This window comes from Salipiger mangrovisoli, from assembly GCF_015223355.1.
Lineage (GTDB): Bacteria > Pseudomonadota > Alphaproteobacteria > Rhodobacterales > Rhodobacteraceae > Salipiger > Salipiger mangrovisoli.
In genome coordinates, this window is sequence record NZ_JADFFK010000021.1 from 81,203 (window position 1) to 96,975 (window position 15,773).

16 protein-coding genes are annotated in these 15,773 nt (G+C 67.6%); 8 read left to right on the forward strand and 8 right to left on the reverse strand.

All coding sequences use genetic code 11. The features are described 5' to 3' along the window. Positions 1–11: 11 nt before the first annotated feature. The 4 genes from IQ782_RS22955 (at position 12) to IQ782_RS22970 (ending at position 4,584) form a co-directional block, all read left to right on the forward strand. Positions 12–479, forward strand: coding sequence for a DUF411 domain-containing protein (locus IQ782_RS22955; protein ID WP_194137006.1), 468 nt, complete (start codon positions 12–14; stop codon positions 477–479). A gap of 333 nt (positions 480–812) precedes the next feature. Beyond that, positions 813–1,886, forward strand: coding sequence for a YcjF family protein (locus IQ782_RS22960; RefSeq protein ID WP_194137007.1), 1,074 nt, complete (start codon positions 813–815; stop codon positions 1,884–1,886). Beyond that, positions 1,873–3,441 carry a GTPase family protein gene (locus IQ782_RS30435; protein ID WP_194137008.1) on the forward strand — a complete coding sequence of 523 codons (1,569 nt, stop codon included), beginning with the start codon at positions 1,873–1,875 and terminating at the stop codon, positions 3,439–3,441. The genes IQ782_RS22960 and IQ782_RS30435 overlap by 14 nt, the downstream gene beginning before the upstream one ends. 180 nt (positions 3,442–3,621) lie before the next feature. Further along, positions 3,622–4,584: a Gfo/Idh/MocA family oxidoreductase gene (locus tag IQ782_RS22970; protein WP_194137009.1), complete on the forward strand. Its 963-nt coding sequence runs from the start codon at positions 3,622–3,624 to the stop codon at positions 4,582–4,584. 366 nt (positions 4,585–4,950) lie between these two features. On the opposite strand, the gene IQ782_RS22975 is transcribed toward IQ782_RS22970, so the two are convergent. Beyond that, the gene (locus IQ782_RS22975; RefSeq protein WP_194137010.1) at positions 4,951–5,526 is read right to left on the reverse strand and encodes a 5-formyltetrahydrofolate cyclo-ligase; all 576 of its coding nucleotides are present in this window, start codon (positions 5,524–5,526) and stop codon (positions 4,951–4,953) included. A gap of 7 nt (positions 5,527–5,533) precedes the next feature. Next, a complete protein-coding gene (mgtE, locus tag IQ782_RS22980; RefSeq protein ID WP_194137011.1) occupies positions 5,534–6,928 on the reverse strand; it encodes a magnesium transporter in 1,395 nt (464 codons plus the stop codon). A 122-nt stretch (positions 6,929–7,050) separates the two neighbouring features. Between mgtE and guaD the strand changes: the two genes are divergently transcribed. Then, positions 7,051–8,352, forward strand: a complete 1,302-nt coding sequence (gene guaD, locus IQ782_RS22985; RefSeq protein ID WP_194137012.1) for a guanine deaminase — start codon at positions 7,051–7,053, stop codon at positions 8,350–8,352. 5 nt (positions 8,353–8,357) lie between these two features. On the opposite strand, the gene IQ782_RS22990 is transcribed toward guaD, so the two are convergent. From IQ782_RS22990 to IQ782_RS23010, 5 genes are all read right to left on the reverse strand, one after another. Continuing rightward, the gene (locus IQ782_RS22990; protein WP_194137013.1) at positions 8,358–8,957 is read right to left on the reverse strand and encodes a CAP domain-containing protein; all 600 of its coding nucleotides are present in this window, start codon (positions 8,955–8,957) and stop codon (positions 8,358–8,360) included. Between the two features lie 81 nt (positions 8,958–9,038). Next, entirely contained in the window at positions 9,039–9,518 is a 480-nt protein-coding gene (locus IQ782_RS22995; RefSeq protein ID WP_194137014.1) for a CAP domain-containing protein, read from the reverse strand. 27 nt (positions 9,519–9,545) lie between these two features. After that, positions 9,546–10,886 (reverse strand): 8-oxoguanine deaminase, encoded by a 1,341-nt coding sequence (locus tag IQ782_RS23000; protein WP_194137015.1) that lies wholly within the window; start codon positions 10,884–10,886, stop codon positions 9,546–9,548. A gap of 109 nt (positions 10,887–10,995) precedes the next feature. After that, positions 10,996–11,808 (reverse strand): histidinol-phosphatase, encoded by an 813-nt coding sequence (hisN, locus tag IQ782_RS23005; protein WP_338092634.1) that lies wholly within the window; start codon positions 11,806–11,808, stop codon positions 10,996–10,998. A gap of 58 nt (positions 11,809–11,866) precedes the next feature. Beyond that, positions 11,867–12,253 (reverse strand): helix-turn-helix domain-containing protein, encoded by a 387-nt coding sequence (locus IQ782_RS23010; RefSeq protein ID WP_194137016.1) that lies wholly within the window; start codon positions 12,251–12,253, stop codon positions 11,867–11,869. A gap of 299 nt (positions 12,254–12,552) precedes the next feature. Here IQ782_RS23010 and IQ782_RS23015 point away from each other — a divergent pair, with 299 nt between their 5' ends. Further along, positions 12,553–13,518: an NADPH:quinone oxidoreductase family protein gene (locus IQ782_RS23015; protein WP_194137017.1), complete on the forward strand. Its 966-nt coding sequence runs from the start codon at positions 12,553–12,555 to the stop codon at positions 13,516–13,518. A 4-nt stretch (positions 13,519–13,522) separates the two neighbouring features. Here the strand turns inward: IQ782_RS23015 and IQ782_RS23020 are convergent, their stop codons facing one another. After that, entirely contained in the window at positions 13,523–14,395 is an 873-nt protein-coding gene (locus tag IQ782_RS23020; protein WP_194137018.1) for a LysR family transcriptional regulator, read from the reverse strand. Positions 14,396–14,521: 126 nt separating this feature from the next. On the opposite strand from IQ782_RS23020, the gene IQ782_RS23025 reads away from it, so the two are divergent. Together IQ782_RS23025 and IQ782_RS23030 are read left to right on the forward strand one after the other, a co-directional pair. Next, positions 14,522–14,737: a YjiS-like domain-containing protein gene (locus IQ782_RS23025; RefSeq protein WP_194137019.1), complete on the forward strand. Its 216-nt coding sequence runs from the start codon at positions 14,522–14,524 to the stop codon at positions 14,735–14,737. Positions 14,738–14,970: 233 nt separating this feature from the next. Continuing rightward, positions 14,971–15,714, forward strand: coding sequence for a Bax inhibitor-1/YccA family protein (locus IQ782_RS23030; RefSeq protein WP_194137020.1), 744 nt, complete (start codon positions 14,971–14,973; stop codon positions 15,712–15,714). Positions 15,715–15,773 lie beyond the last annotated feature (59 nt).

Sequence of the window (15,773 nt, forward strand, 5' to 3'; positions counted from 1 at the left end):
GGAGACACCCGATGACCTTGACCCGACGCCGCGTGATCGCAGGCACCGCAAGCCTCGTGACGTTGCTCCCGCTCGCCGCGACGGCGCAGACCGCCTTGGCCATCCATGTCCTCAAGGACCCCAATTGCGGCTGCTGCACGAGCTGGGTCGACATCCTGCGCGAAGACGGGTTCACCGTCACCTCCGAGAACAGCCTTGGAACGCTGCTTATGCGCCACAAGCTCGACCGGGGCATCCCGCCGGACATGACCTCCTGCCACACCGGCGAGATCGACGGCTACGTGATCGAAGGCCACGTCCCTGCGCGGGACATCCGCAGGCTTCTCTCGGAACGGCCCGATGCCATCGGCCTGACGGTGCCCGGAATGCCCTATGGATCGCCCGGCATGGGCCCCGAAAGCGAGCGGGACGCCTATGACGTCCTGCTGATCCGGAAGGACGGCAGCACCGAGGTCTTCTCCAGCTATGGGGCGGCCTGATCCGCTGATCGCATATCCCCCTCAGAACGACCCTCTCGCGGCGCGCGACCGAGCCTCGCCGTCGATGGGCAGCAAGGCGCGGATCTTCCCCGACCGCTCTCAAGCCGGAGCGATGCAGGCCATTGCACTGGCCCCGCCGGAAAAATACCCCATGTCTAAGGCGATGCCCGTCTCCGAAACCACATCGGCGGGTGGTGGCGGCGGTGCTTCGAGCCGACCAAGCCGACGCCGCCCGGAACCGGGGGCACGTCTGGCGGGTCATGTTGAAATAAGCCGGCTTTTGACGGAACGTTTCTTTTGGGCTGACAAGGCAAGCCGGGGATCGAACGGAAGATGCTGAACAGGATACTGAAGCGCGCGAAAAGGACCCCCGCAGAGGGGGCCGGCGAGGTCATCTTGCCGGTTGTCTGGCTGCTCGGAAAGACCGGTGCCGGGAAGTCCTCGCTCGTCGGCGCGCTCACCGAGCAGTCCGACGCAGAGGTCGGGGACGGATTCCAGCCCTGTACGCGCTCGGCCCAAAGCTACGACTTCCCCGAGGAGCAGCCGCTGGTGCGCTTTCTGGACACGCGCGGCCTTGGCGAAGCCGGCTACGATCCAAGCGAAGACCTCGCGGCGTGCCGCGATCGCAGCCACGTGCTGCTGGTGGTCTGCCGACTGGACGATCCCGTGCAGGGCATGGTGGCCGACGCCGTTGCGGATATCGCCCGCGCCGACGGGCGGATGCGGGCTATCCTCGTGCTGACCGGCAAGGACCTCGTGCCGGATCCCGACGCCCTTGAGCGCGCCGAGCGCGGCATCGCGGCGCGGATCGGCCGCGCCGCCGGGCGGGAGATTCCGCGCGTCACCCTCTCGCTCGCGCCAAGCGAGACGGTGGACACCGAAGGTCTCGACGGATTGCGCGCGCAGTTGCTCGAATCCCTTCCGGCAGCTGGCTTGCTGCTCGAGAAATCCCGCGCCGGCGACGCCGAGCACCGCGAGTTCCAGAAGCACAAGCGCTGCGTGCTGTCCTATGCCGGGGTCGCCCTGACCAGTGACCTTGCGCCGGTGGTCGGCCTCGTGGCGGTGCCCGCGACACAGCTCAAGATGCTGCACGAGCTGGGCCTGCGCTACGGGATAACATGGGACCGCAAGGTCGGCGCGGCCTTCCTCAGCACCATGGGTCTCAGCCTCGGCGCGCGCTATGCCACGAATTTCGGCCTGCGCGAGCTGGCCAAGCTGATCCCGGTCTACGGCCAGACCGTGGGGGCCGCCACCGCGGGCGCGATCAGCTTCGCCACCACCTACGCGCTCGGGCGCGCCGCCGCCTATTTCCTCTACCGCCGCGCGCAGGGCAGCTCGCCCAGCGAGGAGGAGCTGCGTGCCGTCTACCAGCGCGCCTTCCGGAGGTCCTCGGATGAAGCTGACTGAGCGTCTCCGCCCGGCGCTGCTGCGCTGGGACCGGCTTCTGGCGATCGCCGCCCTTGCCCTGCCTTTCGTGGCGGCCATGCTCGCCGGGTTTGCCTGGATGATCGAACACGGCTGGCTGATCGAATTCATCGTCGCCTCGATCTCGCTCGGCGGGCTGGTCGCGCTGATCCGGCTGACGCGGCTCTGGCTCCGCGGCCGCGAGGCCGGACCGGTGACCCGGCCCGACCAGCTGCATGCCCGCATCGACGCCTCGTGGAGCGAGCCCGAGATTGCCGCCTTCGAGGCCGCGCAGGGCTTCATCGCGGAAAAGACCTCCAGCGCCTTGCCCTGGGAAGAGCTGCAGCCCGTGGCGCTGGAAGTGGTGCGCCTGGTCGCGTCGGCCTCGGGCAAGGGCGACAAGGGGGTGCTCGACTTCACCGTCCCCGAGGCGCTGCTGCTCATCGACCGCGTCGCAGTGCGCCTGCGCGCCGACATCCGCGACAAGGTGCCCTTTTCCGACAGTATCTCGGTCGGCACGCTGCTCTGGCTCTGGCAGCGCCGCGACGTTGCCTGGAAGGTCAAGAAGCACGGATGGAATGCCTGGCGGGTGATCCGCGCGGTCAAATCGCTGCCCACCGCCGTGCTGCGCGAGATCGAGGGGGTCATCGCAGAGGGGCATTCCTCCTTCGTCACCAGCGAGGGCACGGCCATCCTTCAGGCGCTGCTGCTCGAGGAGGTTGCCGCCGCCGCGGTCGAGCTCTATTCGGAGCGGCTGCGCTTCTCGGACACCGAGCTGCTCGATCTCGGCCTCGCCTCCAGCGCGCTCGACCGGGCACGCCTGGCGGCCAGCGACATGCCGCTGCGTATCGCCGTTGCGGGCCAGATCAGCGCCGGGAAATCCAGCCTCGTCAACGCCCTGCTCGGCGCCGACCTGGCCGAGGTCGATGTGATCCCGACCACAGACAAGCCCAAGACCTATCCAACCGACTTTGAGGGCGTCGATGCCATGCTGCTGGATATGCCAGGGCTCGACGGCGCGCCCCGCCTGGCCAGGACGGTTGCCGAGGAGCTTGCCCGCGCCGACCTCATCGTCTGGACCGTCCGCGCCAACCGCCCCGCGCGCGAGATCGACCGCGCCACCATTGCGATGCTCCGCGAGATCATCTCGCGCGATCCGCGTCGGCGGATGCCGCCCTTCGTGGTGGCGGTCTCCTGCATCGACGAGCTGCTGCCCGCCTGGCCCTTCCCGGAAGGGCACCTTGCCGACGACGCAATGGACCGCGTGACCGAGGTTGTCGCGGCGGTGCAGCGCGACATCGCCGACCCGCGTGTCACCGCCAATACCATCCCCGTGGTGCTGACCGAGCCCGACTGGAACATCGACCGCCTGCGGGCGCGGATCGACAACCTTATCGGGCCGGCGCTCGACACCCAGAGAAACCGGTTGCGAATCGAGGCGCGGACCGGCGGCGTTCTGGCCGAGGCAGGACGCGCCGGGCGCGGGCTGCGCGGCGCGCTCGCCGCGTTCGGGAAGAAGTACACGCAAGGCGACGAGGCGTCGGACGGCGAAAGCTAGGGTCCCCGCCTTGCGCAGTCCCCAAGCGTTTCGACCTTCCCCGGCATCAAAGGACGCAAGGGAAATCATCGACTTGCCTACACCCTGCCGCAGCTCCATGGCAAAAGGACACGCGGCTGCGCGCCGCCCGAGGCGGCAGCATCGGACAGCCCGGAACCACCATCAGGGACAGGACAAGACATGGCAGTGAAGACGGCGATCATCGGTCTGGGGATCATGGGACGACGGATGCTCGAACACATGCGGCAGCACGAGGGCTACAGCGTCACCGCGATGTGGGACCCCTCGCCCGACGGCTGCGCGGCCGCCCGCGCGCTGGCCCCCGAAACGCCGCTCGCAGCCTCTGCCGAAGAGGCCATGGCGGGGGCCGATCTGGTCTATCTTGCCTGCCCGCCCGTGCCCCGCATGGCCTATGCCCTGGCCGCGGCCAAGGCCGGCAAGGCGGTGTTTCTCGAAAAACCCCTCGGCGTCGATCTGACCGCCAGCGAGGAGTTGGTGGCGAAGCTCGCGCAGAGCGGCGTTCCTGCGGCGGTGAACTTCACCCAAGCGGCGGGTGCGGCGCTGCACAATGTCTCGGCAGCCGCGGCCTCCGGGGCCATGGGCGAGATGGTCGGCGTGGACATGGTTGTCACCTATGCCGCCTGGCCCCGCGCCTGGCAGCAGGCCGCCGACTGGCTGCGATTCCGCGACGAGGGCGGCATGACGCGCGAGGTGATCTCGCACTTCCTGTTCTTCACCCAGCGCATCCTCGGGCCGCTCACTGTCACCTGGGCGCGGCCGTCCTATCCGGCGGACCCGGCGCTCTGCGAGACCGCCCTGCTTGCCCGGCTCGAGAACGCCGCCGGCGTTCCGGTGTCGATCCTCGCTACCGTCGGAGGGGCGCAGCCGGACCGCCAGGAGGTCACCCTCAAGGGCAGCAAGGCCAGCCACCGGGTCGCGAACTTCTCGGACGAGTCGGTTTCGACAGGGGCGGCGTTCGAGGCCGTGGCGGCCCCCTCCGGAGAGCCGCGCGCCGTGGCGCTGCGCGCCCAGCTCGATCAGCTTCTCCATTGCATCGCCGGGCAGCCGCACCGGCTCGCCACCCCGCAGGAAGCGCTGGAGGTCCAGCGCCTGGTCGAGGACATGCTGCGCGGCAGGACCTGAGGCCGTCGCAGACGATTGCCGGGGCGCCTCACGGTGCCTTGGCCCTTGGAGGCTTGGGGCGGCCGGATCGCCACGCCCCGCGCAGGGCATCTTCCGCGTCGCCCGCTGCGCGTCAGCTCTTGCGCCGCCAGCAGCGCGAACCCGCCGGGCAACACCGGCAGCGCGGCAGGCAGCGGCACCGGCGGCATATCGAACCCGAAGAAGTTCCGGCCAGACGGGGGAGAGGTCGCAGAGACCGAAGGCTCGCGAGCCAAAGGTCCCTACCGCGCCGAGATCAAGTGCGGCATTGGCGCAAGGCTCTATCAATGGAAGGGCGGTGGTGTCTCGGGCGAGATGGCGGCACGCCGGGCGAAGCGGCGGGCGGGATCAGGAGATACCGGGGCTGATGACTTCCCGCGGCGTCACGATCAGATCGAGCGGCGCGTCGGTAGGTTCGAGCGGGATCTGTCCGGCCTCTTGCTCGGCATAGGCGAAGCCGATGGCGTAAGCCGGCCGCGCGCTGCGCAGCGCGGCCAGCGTCCGGTCGTAGAACCCGCCGCCATATCCCAGCCGGTGACCGCCGCGGGTGAAGGCGAGAAGTGGCACGATGAGGATCTCGGGGGTCAGAAAGTCGAGCGCCTCGGGGACCAGCGCGCCATAGGGGCCGGGAACCAGCGTCATGTCGGGCTCCCATCTGGCAAAGCGCAGCGGCTGGCCCTTGGCCCCGATCACCGGGATGGCCACCGGGCCATGTGCCGCGGCTTCGGCCATGGCAGGCAGCGGGTCGATCTCGGAGCGGATCGGCATGTAACCCGAGAGCGGCACGCCGCGATAGCCCGCCAGCACCGCGCTCAGCATCCCTGCCCCGGCCCCGGTGTCGGCGGCATGGGCCGCATCGCGGCGGCGGGCCGCCTCGGACCGGGCGCTGCGCTTGAGATCGGCCAGGTCGGGGTTCGGCGTCATGGCAGACTCACAGCAGGAAGAGGGCCGCAAGGCCGAGGAAGGAGAGGAACCCCACCACGTCGGTGGTGGTGGTCACGAAGGTGCCCGAGGCCAGTGCCGGGTCGATCTTCATCCGATCGAGCGCCACCGGCACCATGATCCCGGCAAAAGCGGCAGTCAGCAGGGTGATCACCATCGCCGAAGCGATCACCACGCCCAGCATGGGCGAGCCAAACCACAGGAATTCCAGCACCGCGATGGCCAGCGCGAAGACCGCGCCATTGACCATGCCAACGCCGATCTCGCGGCCAACCACGCGCCAGAAGTTCGAGCCGGTGAGATCCTTGGTCGCCAGCGCCCGCACCGTCACCGTCAGCACCTGCGTACCAGCGTTGCCGCCCATCGAGGCCACGATGGGCATCAGCACGGCGAGCGCCACGATCTGCGCGATCACGTCCTCGAATTGCGCGATGACGAAACTCGAGAGCAGCGCCGTGCCGAGATTCACCGCCAGCCAGGGCGTGCGCTGGCGTACGGTGGCAAAAACGCTGTCCGAGATGTGGCTCTCCTCGCCGACGCCGGCGAGGCGCAGGATGTCTTCCTCGTGCTCCTCGTCGAGCACCGCCATGGCGTCATCGATGGTGATCACGCCGACCAGCCGCTCGTTCTCGTCCACCACGGGAGCCGAGATCAGGTGGTACTGGTTGAAGGCATAGGCGACCTCGGATTCCGGGCGGGTGACCGGGATCACGTGGAAAGTCTCCTCGACCAGCGACTTCAGCAGCACCTCGCGGCGCGAGGCCATGAGCTTGCCGAGCGTCACGTTGCCCACCGGGCGCAGCTTCGGGTCGACGAGGATGATGTGGTAGAACTGCTCGGGCAGATCCTCCGAGCTGCGCAGGAAGTCGATCGCCTCGCCGACGTTCCAGTGCTCGGGGGCCATCACCACCTCGCGCTGCATCAGGCGGCCGGCGGAATACTCGGGATAGGTCAGCGATTTCTCGACCGCGACCCGGTCGCTGTCCTCGAGCACCTCGAGGATGGCGTCCTGCTGCGCCTGATCGAGGTCTTCCAGCAGGTCGACCACGTCGTCGGAATCAAGCTCGCGGACGGCCTCGGCCAGCACCTCGGGGGTCAGCGCGCGGATCACTTCCTCGCGGATCGACTCGTCGAGTTCCGACAGGATCTCGCCGTCGAATTCCTTGTCGTAGAGCTTGATCAGCCGCATCCGGTCGAAGGCGTTGATCTGCTCGAGAAGGTCGGCGATGTCGGCGGCGTGCAGCGGCTCCATGAGCGCGACGAGCTGCTCGCGGTCGCCCACGTCGACCGCGTAGAGGATCGCCGAGACCACCTTGCGCTCGAGCGGGTTGGTCTCGTCCTCGTGGGTCTCTTCCGCCGCCGGGTTTCCGGTCTCTTCGGTCATGCCTGCCCCGTTGAATGCCGTTCGTGCAGACCTTAGGGGATTGCGCGAACGAGCAACAGAGGCGCATTGCGCTTGATCTTAGCCGCCCGCATCCTAGGGCGGCCGCAAACACGAGGACCGACATGGCCCAGACCCTTCCGCTGACGCTTCATCTCGGGCAGACCCTGAGCTTCGCCGCCTCGCCGAGTGCCGAAGGACCGGATGCGGTCCGGCACGAGCGCACCGGCGCCCTGCTGGTCGAAGGCGGCATGATTCGCGCGGTCGGGGCGGCCGAGGCGCTGCGCGCGGCCCATCCGGGGGCCGAGGTGGTGGACCATGGCGCGGCGCTGATCGTGCCGGGCTTCGTGGATGCGCATGCGCATTACCCGCAGACCGGGATGATCGCCAGTTGGGGCAAGCGGCTGATCGACTGGCTGAACCACTACACCTTCCCCACGGAATCGCGCTTTGCCGACCGCGCCTTCGCCGACGAGATCGCCGAGCGCTACCTCGACCTCTTGCTGGCGCATGGCACCACCTCGGTCTGCTCCTACTGCACGATCCATCCAGAGTCGGTGGAGGCGCTGTTCAGCGCCGCCGAGGCGCGCGGGATGCGGGTCTTTGCCGGCAAGACCTGCATGGACCGCGACACCGCCCCCGACTTCCTGCGTGACAGCGCGCAATCGGCCTATGACGACAGCAAGGCCCTGCTCGAGCGCTGGCATGGTCGGGGCCGCGCCGAATACGTCATCACACCGCGCTTCTCGCCGACCTCGACGCCCGAGCAGCTGCGCGCGCTCGGCGCACTCTGGGCCGAGCACCCCGAGGTGCTGATGCAGACGCACCTTTCCGAGCAGACCGACGAGATTGCATGGGTCAAATCGCTCTACCCGCAGGCCCGCGACTACCTCGACACCTACGAGGCCTACGGGCTGCTGGGGGAACGCGGGCTCTACGGCCATGCGATCCACCTCGAGCCGCGCGAGCATGCCCGGCTCAGGGAGGTGAACGCCGCGCTGGTGCATTGCCCGACCTCGAACACCTTCATCGGCTCGGGGCTCTTCGACATGGACGGGCTGACGCGGGCCGGGATGCGCGTGGGGCTGGCCACCGACACGGGGGGCGGCTCGTCCTTCTCCATGCTGCGCACCATGGCGGCGGCCTACGAGGTGGCGCAGCTGCGCCACCGCGCGCTGCACCCGGCAGAGCTGCTGTGGCTGGCGACGCAGGGCTCGGCGATCGCGCTGATGGCCGAGGATCGGATCGGAAACCTCGCGCCGGGGCTCGAGGCGGATTTCACCGTGCTCGACCTCGCCTCGACCCCGGCCATCGCGCAGCGCGTGGCGCAGGCCGAGGACATCTGGGAAGCGCTCTTCCCGACGATCATGATGGGCGACGACCGCGCGATCCGGGCCACCTATGTGGCAGGCCGGCGCGCGGTCTGAGAGCGCTACTTGCGCAGACCCATCACCAGCGTCCAGTAGCGGCCGTTCTGGGCCAGACCGAATTCGCGCAGGTCGCCGCGCGACATGGCGGCGCGGTGCGAGGGCGACTTGGCCCAGAGCTCCATGGCGCTGTCGATGCCGAGCGGGGTCATCGCGACATTCTCGGCCACTTCGCGGAAGTCGTAGCCCGCCGCCCGCGTTCGCGCGCCAACGCGGCTGCCGTCGCTGCCCACGTGGCCCATCTTGTTCATCCGCGCCATATCGTCGGAATGGGCCTGCGCCGCGCGTTGCAGTTGCGCCGAACGGGTCAGCGGCGCCAACCCCTGAGCCCGGCGCCAGCCATTGAGCGCCGCCGCTGCCTCGGCCGGCGCGGTCTGAACGACCTGCGCCGGAGCCCGGCGCAATTCATAGATGCTGGCCCCTTCGACCCGGCCCGCCGCGGCCGGTTGGCTGGCGACGGGGACAGAGGCAGGCGCAGCCCTTGGCACCGAGACCGATCCGCCGGTCTCGGAGGGAACGGCGCGTACGTCGATGCAGGCGGCAAGGGCCAGCGGCACGAAAAGCAGCGCGACGCTGCGCGGGAAGGGTCTTGGCTTGGCCGTCATGAAAGTCTCCGGAACTGCGAAGTTTCCCAGAGAGATGGCGCAAGCCGCCGCCGCCGGCAAGTCGCCGGGTCCCGCGGCAGGCTACTTCACGCGCGCGACCACCATCGCCCAGTAGTCGCCCGAGCGCGCGATGCCGTATTCTTTCACCTGCGGCATGAGCATATGCGAAAGGTGTGGCGGCGAATTGGTCCAGATGTCCATCGCCCCGTCCAGCCCGCGCCGCGTGACCGCGATATTCTCGGCACCGCGCCGCATGTTGTAGCCGCTGCGCGTGATGCGCACGCCGAGGGTGCTGCCGTCGCTGCCGGTGTGGGTCATTTCCTGCATCCGCGCCATGTCATTGGCATGGCCCTGCGCCACCTTCTCGAGCAGCGGAGAATGGCTCAGGGGCGCGAGCCCGTTGCGCTGGCGCAGCGCGTTGAGCTGCGCACCCGACGGATCCTCGAGGAATTGCGCCGGCTCGCCGCCGGTGTCTGTCTGGGGCAGCGGCACCACCACACAGGCGGAAAGCGCCGCCGTCAGGGCAAGCGGAAGCAGTCGGGCAAACAGGGATCGTCGCATCAGGGTCTCCGGATTGGGGCCTCGATCTCAGCCGAGTCCAGCGAGTGTTCTGGCCATTTCTTTATGCCGCGTTAACACGGCATCGATATCAACCGTGGTGATGCGCCCATCACGCACCACCTGCCGCCCCTCGACAAACAGGTGCCGCACTTTCTGCGGGCCGGCCAGCAGCAGCGCCGCCGGGTCCCAGGAGCCCGCGCTTTCCAGCCCGCTCACGTCCCAGAGCGCTAGATCCGCGCGCAGTCCCACAACCACTTGCCCGCAGTCATGCCGGCCCAGCACGTCTGCCCCGCCGCGCGTCGCGACGCGCAGCGCCGCGCGGGCGCTCATCGCGTCGGCGCCGTTCTGCACCCGCTGGAGCAGCATCGCCTGCCGGGCTTCGCCGATCAGGCTCGCCATGTCGTTGCTCGCCGAACCATCGACACCGAGCCCCACCGGCACCCCCGCGTCGAGCATGGCGCGCACCGGCGCGATGCCCGAGCCGAGACGGCAATTCGAACAGGGACAGTGTGCGACCCCGGTTCGGGTTGCCGCGAAGAGGTCGATCTCCTGCCCATCTAGCTTGACGCAATGGGCATGCCAGACATCGGGGCCGGTCCAGCCGAGTTCTTCGGCATATTGCCCCGGACGGCAGCCAAATTTCTCCAGCGAATAGGCGACGTCCTCGTCGTTCTCGGCAAGATGCGTGTGCATCATCACACCCTTGTCACGGGCGAGGATGGCGCTGTCGCGCATCAGCTCCCGGCTCACGGAGAAGGGCGAGCAAGGCGCCACGCCGACGCGCACCATCGCGCCCTCCGACGGGTCGTGGAAGGTGTCGATCACCCGGATGCAATCCTCGAGGATGGCCGCCTCGTTCTCGACCAGCGAGTCCGGCGGCAGGCCGCCCTTGCTGACGCCGATGCTCATGCTGCCGCGCGTCGCATGGAAGCGCACGCCGAGGTCCTGCGCCGCAGCGATGCTGTCATCGAGCCGTGCGCCGTTGGGATAGAGATAGAGGTGGTCCGAACTGAGCGTGCAGCCCGAAAGCGCCAGCTCTGCCAGCCCGATTTGTGCCGAAACGTAGAATTCCTCGGGACCGAAGCGCTGCCAGATCGGATAGAGCGTCTGGAGCCAGCCGAAGAGCAGCGCATCTTGTCCGCCCGGCACCGCCTTGGTCAGCCCCTGATAGAGGTGGTGGTGGGTGTTCACGAGACCCGGCGTAACCACGCAATGGCGGGCATCGACGATCTCGCCGGTGGTTTCGAGCCGCGGCCCGATGGCGGCAATCACCCCGTCGCGCAGCAGGATATCGGTATCCGCAAGCTCGGTCCCGGCATCGTCCATGGTCAGCACGGTGCGCGCGTTGCGGATCAGGATTTCGCTCATCTCGGGGCTCCTCGGGTGTGGGCTTTCACCCTGCCCCGACAAGAGCGCGAAGAAAAGTCCGCCGCCACGTGAGGCTGTTTCGGAATTTGCCGAAGAATGAGCGCAGCCCTCAGCCGTTCAGCAGTTCCAGCGCCGCGGCGTGGATCTCGGCACTGGCAGCGGCGAGCACCTGACCGCCCTCGTGCGCCTTACCTCCCTGCCAATCGGTCACGACACCGCCCGCCGCCTCGATCACGGCGATCGGTGCCTGCACGTCGTAGGCCTGCAATCCGGCCTCGATCACAAGGTCGATCTGTCCCGCCGCCAGCAAGGCATAGGCATAGCAGTCCATACCATAGCGGGTCAGACGGGCCTGGGCCGCCACCCGCCGGAAGGCCGCGCGCTCGGCCTCGGTGCCGACTTCGGGGAAGGTGGTGAAGAGGATTGCCTCGGACAGCGGACGCGCGGGGCGCACGCCCAGGGCACGGCTGCCCAGCGGGCCCGACCATTGCGCCCGCCCGAGCCCACCCTCGAAACGTTCGGAGGTATAGGGCTGGTCGATCACGCCCAGCACCGGGCCCGCGGCATCCGACAGGGCGATCAGCACGCCCCAGGTCGGCGTGCCCGACAGGAAACCGCGCGTGCCGTCGATCGGGTCGAGCACCCAGGTCAGCCCGCTGTCGCCTGCTTCGGAGCCGTATTCCTCGCCAAGGATCGCATCCATGGGACGGCGGACGGCAAGCACCTCGCGCATGGCCTTCTCGGCGGCGCGGTCGGCGATGGTGACGGGATCGAACCCTTCGGAGAGCTTGTTGTCCGCACCAAGCCCCTCGGCACGGAAATGCGGAAGGATCGCGGCGCGCGCCGCCTCGGCCATCTCGCCGGCGGTCCGCCAGAGCTCGGCGGCCAGTTCTGCGGAAATGTCTACGGAAGTTTCTGCCATGACGGCCCCCTGCTGCGCGGTACCTATCGGATCCAGCTAACGCAGGGGGCGTTCAGGCTCAAGCGACGTCGGACAGGACGCGCGCCAGTTCGAACAGGCGGCGGCGCTGGTTTTCCGGGATCGCGTAGTAGGAGCGCACGAGATCGAGCGCCTCTTTGTCGCCAAGAATGTCGGTCGGCATGGCCGGGCTGGCGGGCGCCGCCGCCGTCTCCTCGGCCTGCTGATCGCTCTCAATCCCCTCGAAGAAGAAGCTTACCGGCACCTCCAGCGCATCGGCGATATCCCACAGGCGGGAGGCGCTGACACGGTTCGCGCCGGTCTCGTACTTTTGGATCTGCTGAAACTTGATACCGACGTGTTCTGCGAGTTGCTGCTGCGTCATTCCGACAAGCCAGCGGCGGTGACGAATGCGTTTACCCACATGTACGTCCACGGGATGCGTCATCGTAGTTTCCTTTCACTCGCCCTGCGAAAAACCAGAGCACCAACAAAAAAATCCGCCCGCTCACAGCAGCGGCCGGAGCCACACTTATAAGGTGAGCAAAAACTACCGTGCTTCCCCGCCTCGGATCAAGAGAGTTGCGCCGCGAACGATGAGCAGGGTTAATGGGTTGCTCCCGTGGGTTGTAAATCCAAACAATGACTTAACGTCGCTTTCCGGGCTTTCATATTTTTGCCAAGATCTTCGGACGACAGCGCTTTATTTGGGCAGCCCAGTGCAAAACCTATACCGAGGGATATACAATGCTAGCCTATCGGATTGACTCGCCCGGCACGTTTCCGAATCTCATCGAGGCGTCCATCCCGCAGCCCGGAGCCGGGCAGATTCGGCTTCGGATCGAAGCCTGCGGACTCAACTTTGCCGATCTTCTGATGATCGAGGGGCGCTATCAGGACACGCCGACACCCCCCTTCACCCTCGGTATGGAGGTCGCCGGCGTGGTCGATGCGGTGGGTCCGGGGGTCACGGACCGGCAGCCCGGAGAGCGTGTGGCGCTTTTCGGTGGCCAGGGCGGCCTCGCGGAATACGGCGTGTTCGACGCCGCCCGCGCCGTGCCCCTGCCGGGCAGCATGTCGAGCACCGTGGCCGCCGGTTTCCAGATTGCTTATGGGACCAGCCACCTTGCCCTGGATCACCGCGCCCGGCTCGCGCCCGGCGAAACGCTGCTCGTGCTCGGTGCCGCGGGTGGCGTCGGCCTCACCGCGGTGGAGATCGGCAAGCTGATGGGCGCGCGGGTGATCGCCTGCGCCCGCGGGCCGGAAAAGCTCGAGATCGCACGCCGCGCCGGCGCGGATCACCTCATCGACGCGACAGATGCCGACATCCGCGCCGCGGTGAAGGCGCTCGGCGGTGCCGACGTGGTCTATGACGCGGTGGGCGGCGACCAGTTCGAGGCCGCCTTCCGCGCCTGCAACCCCGAGGCGCGGCTTCTGACCATCGGCTTTGCCAGCGGCAGCGTGCCGCAGATCAAGGCCAATCACCTGCTGGTCAAGAACCTCACGGTCATGGGGCTCTACTGGGGCGGTTACCTGAAGTTCCGCCCCGAGGCGCTGACCGGCTCACTGGCGCAACTCTTTGCCTGGCACGCGGAAGGCAAGCTGCACCCGCATGTCAGCCAGGTACTTCCCCTCGCGCGGGTCGCGGACGGGCTGGAGCTGCTCCGCAGCCGCGCCTCGACCGGCAAGGTCGTGATCGAGATCCCCGGCTAGGGCCTCATTCGGCCGCCAACTCTGGCCTGCGGCGCAGCGCGCAGAACTCGCTGCGCAGCATCTCCAGCATCGGCTCGATGATCTGCGGCTTTGCACCCGAGCTGTAGAGGCAGATTTTCTGCATCCCGAGGTCGGGCAGCACGCCCAGCGGGATCACCTCGAAATGCTGCGGTGCATGGCCCTCGAGGATCGGCGTCACCGCCAGGTCGGCCGAGACCGAGACCTCGATGGTGCGGTCCATCTCGGAATCCACCGCCAGTTCCCAGTCGAGCCCCGCGCGTTCCATCAGCGCGATCGCCACCGGCCGGAACCCGCAGCGGCGCGAGAAGGCGATGCGCAGCGGCTTGCTGCGCCACGCCGTCCCGCCCGGCGCGCCGAACCAGCGCAGCGGCACCTCCAACAGCGCCTCGCCACGCTCTCCTGCTTCGCTTTCCGTGGTCAGGATCACGTCGATCGCCCCGCGCGCGAACTGCTCTTTCAGATCCGACGTGTAAGAGCTGATCAGCTGCACCCGCACCCTGGGGTAATCCCGCTGCATGCGCTTCATGATGCGCGGGATCACCGGGTAGACGATGTCATGCGGCACGCCGAGCACGATCTCGCCCTCCCAGTCCTGCCGGGTCAGCCGCGCGTAGATTTCGTCGTTCATCTCGACCATGCGGCGGGCGTATTTGAGCAGCTGCTCGCCCGCCGGGGTGAGCGCCACGCCGCGGCCCGAACGGTCGAGCAGCGCCAGCCCCAGCATCTCTTCCAGCCGCTTGAGCTGCATCGAGACCGCCGATTGCGTCAGGTTCAGGAAGCCGGCGGCGCGGGTTACGCCGCCAGCATCGGCCACCGCCACGAAGGAGCGCAAGGTGGTCAGGTCGAGATTTCGCATACATCAAGCTCCGTGATGAATCGCTTCAGGAACATTCGTTTTACAGATTTCCTTCGCGGCAGCATAACCCATCACACAGAACCATGGAAACACCGAGATACATCAGCATATGTGAAGGATACCCTCATGCCCCGTGATATCGCCCTGCCCCGCGCCCGCGTCGTCCGACGCAGAACCCCGCTGCTGTCCCGTCTTGCCGGTCTCTTCGCCGTTGCCCGGCAGCGGCGCAAGCTGGCGGACCTTGACGACCACCTGCTGCGCGACCTTGGCCTGACCAAAGCCGAGGCAATCGACGAGGCGCGACGCGGATTCTGGGACGCGCCGAACCATTGGCGGCTCTGAGCCCTGGCAACCAAGTTCCTTACTCCGCTTCCCTTTTCGGGCCGCTCCCCCATCTGGCCCGCACGGCCCTCTCCGGCGACCGCGCGTGACGGCGCAAGCGGAGAGGGCAATTTTAGTTCTAAAACAGTCTCTTTTGCATCCCACCCGTCTTGAAATAAGCACAAGCGCTGCCAATATCGGATCGGAACAGTTATCTTCAGGCTGCACATTTTCAACTCGGAGGACACGACCCGATGGCAGACTTCAACACAATCCGGACCCACGGCGCGGCCGGCGCACGCGCGGCCCAGATTGACGCGGGGCTCCGCGCGCACATGAACAAGGTCTACGCGACCATGTCCGTGGGCATGCTGCTGACCTTCGCAGTCGCCTGGGCCGTGGGTTCCACCCCCGAACTTCTGGCCGTGTTCCGCGACCCGATGACCCTCAAGCCGAACATTCTCGGCTGGATCGCCATGTTCGCCCCGCTGATCATGGTCTTCGCCTTCGGTGCGGCGCTCAACCGCATGTCCGCCGCCGGCGCGCAGCTGTTCTTCTACGCCTTCGCGGCGGTGATGGGCCTGTCGTTGAGCTGGATCTTCGTGGCCTTCACCGGCTTCTCGATCGCCCAGGTCTTCCTGGTGACCGCGATCGCCTTCGCCGGGCTGTCGCTCTGGGGCTACACCACGAAGAAGGACATCTCGGGCTGGGGCTCTTTCCTCATCATGGGCGTCATCGGCATCCTCGTGGCGTCGATCATCAACATCTTCCTGGCGTCGCCGGCGATCTACTTCGCCATCTCGATCCTGGGCGTCCTGATCTTCGCGGGCCTGACCGCCTATGACACGCAGAACATCAAGAACACCTACATCCAGCACGCCGCCCACGGCGACAGCGAGTGGCTCGCCAAGTCTGCCATCGTCGGCGCGCTGAACCTCTACATGGACTTCATCAACATGTTCATGTTCCTGCTGCAGCTGATGGGCAACCGCGAGTAATCGCGCCGCCGTCACCGGCTTCCCGGCCCCGCCTGACCTCAGTGTTTGGCGGGGCTTTT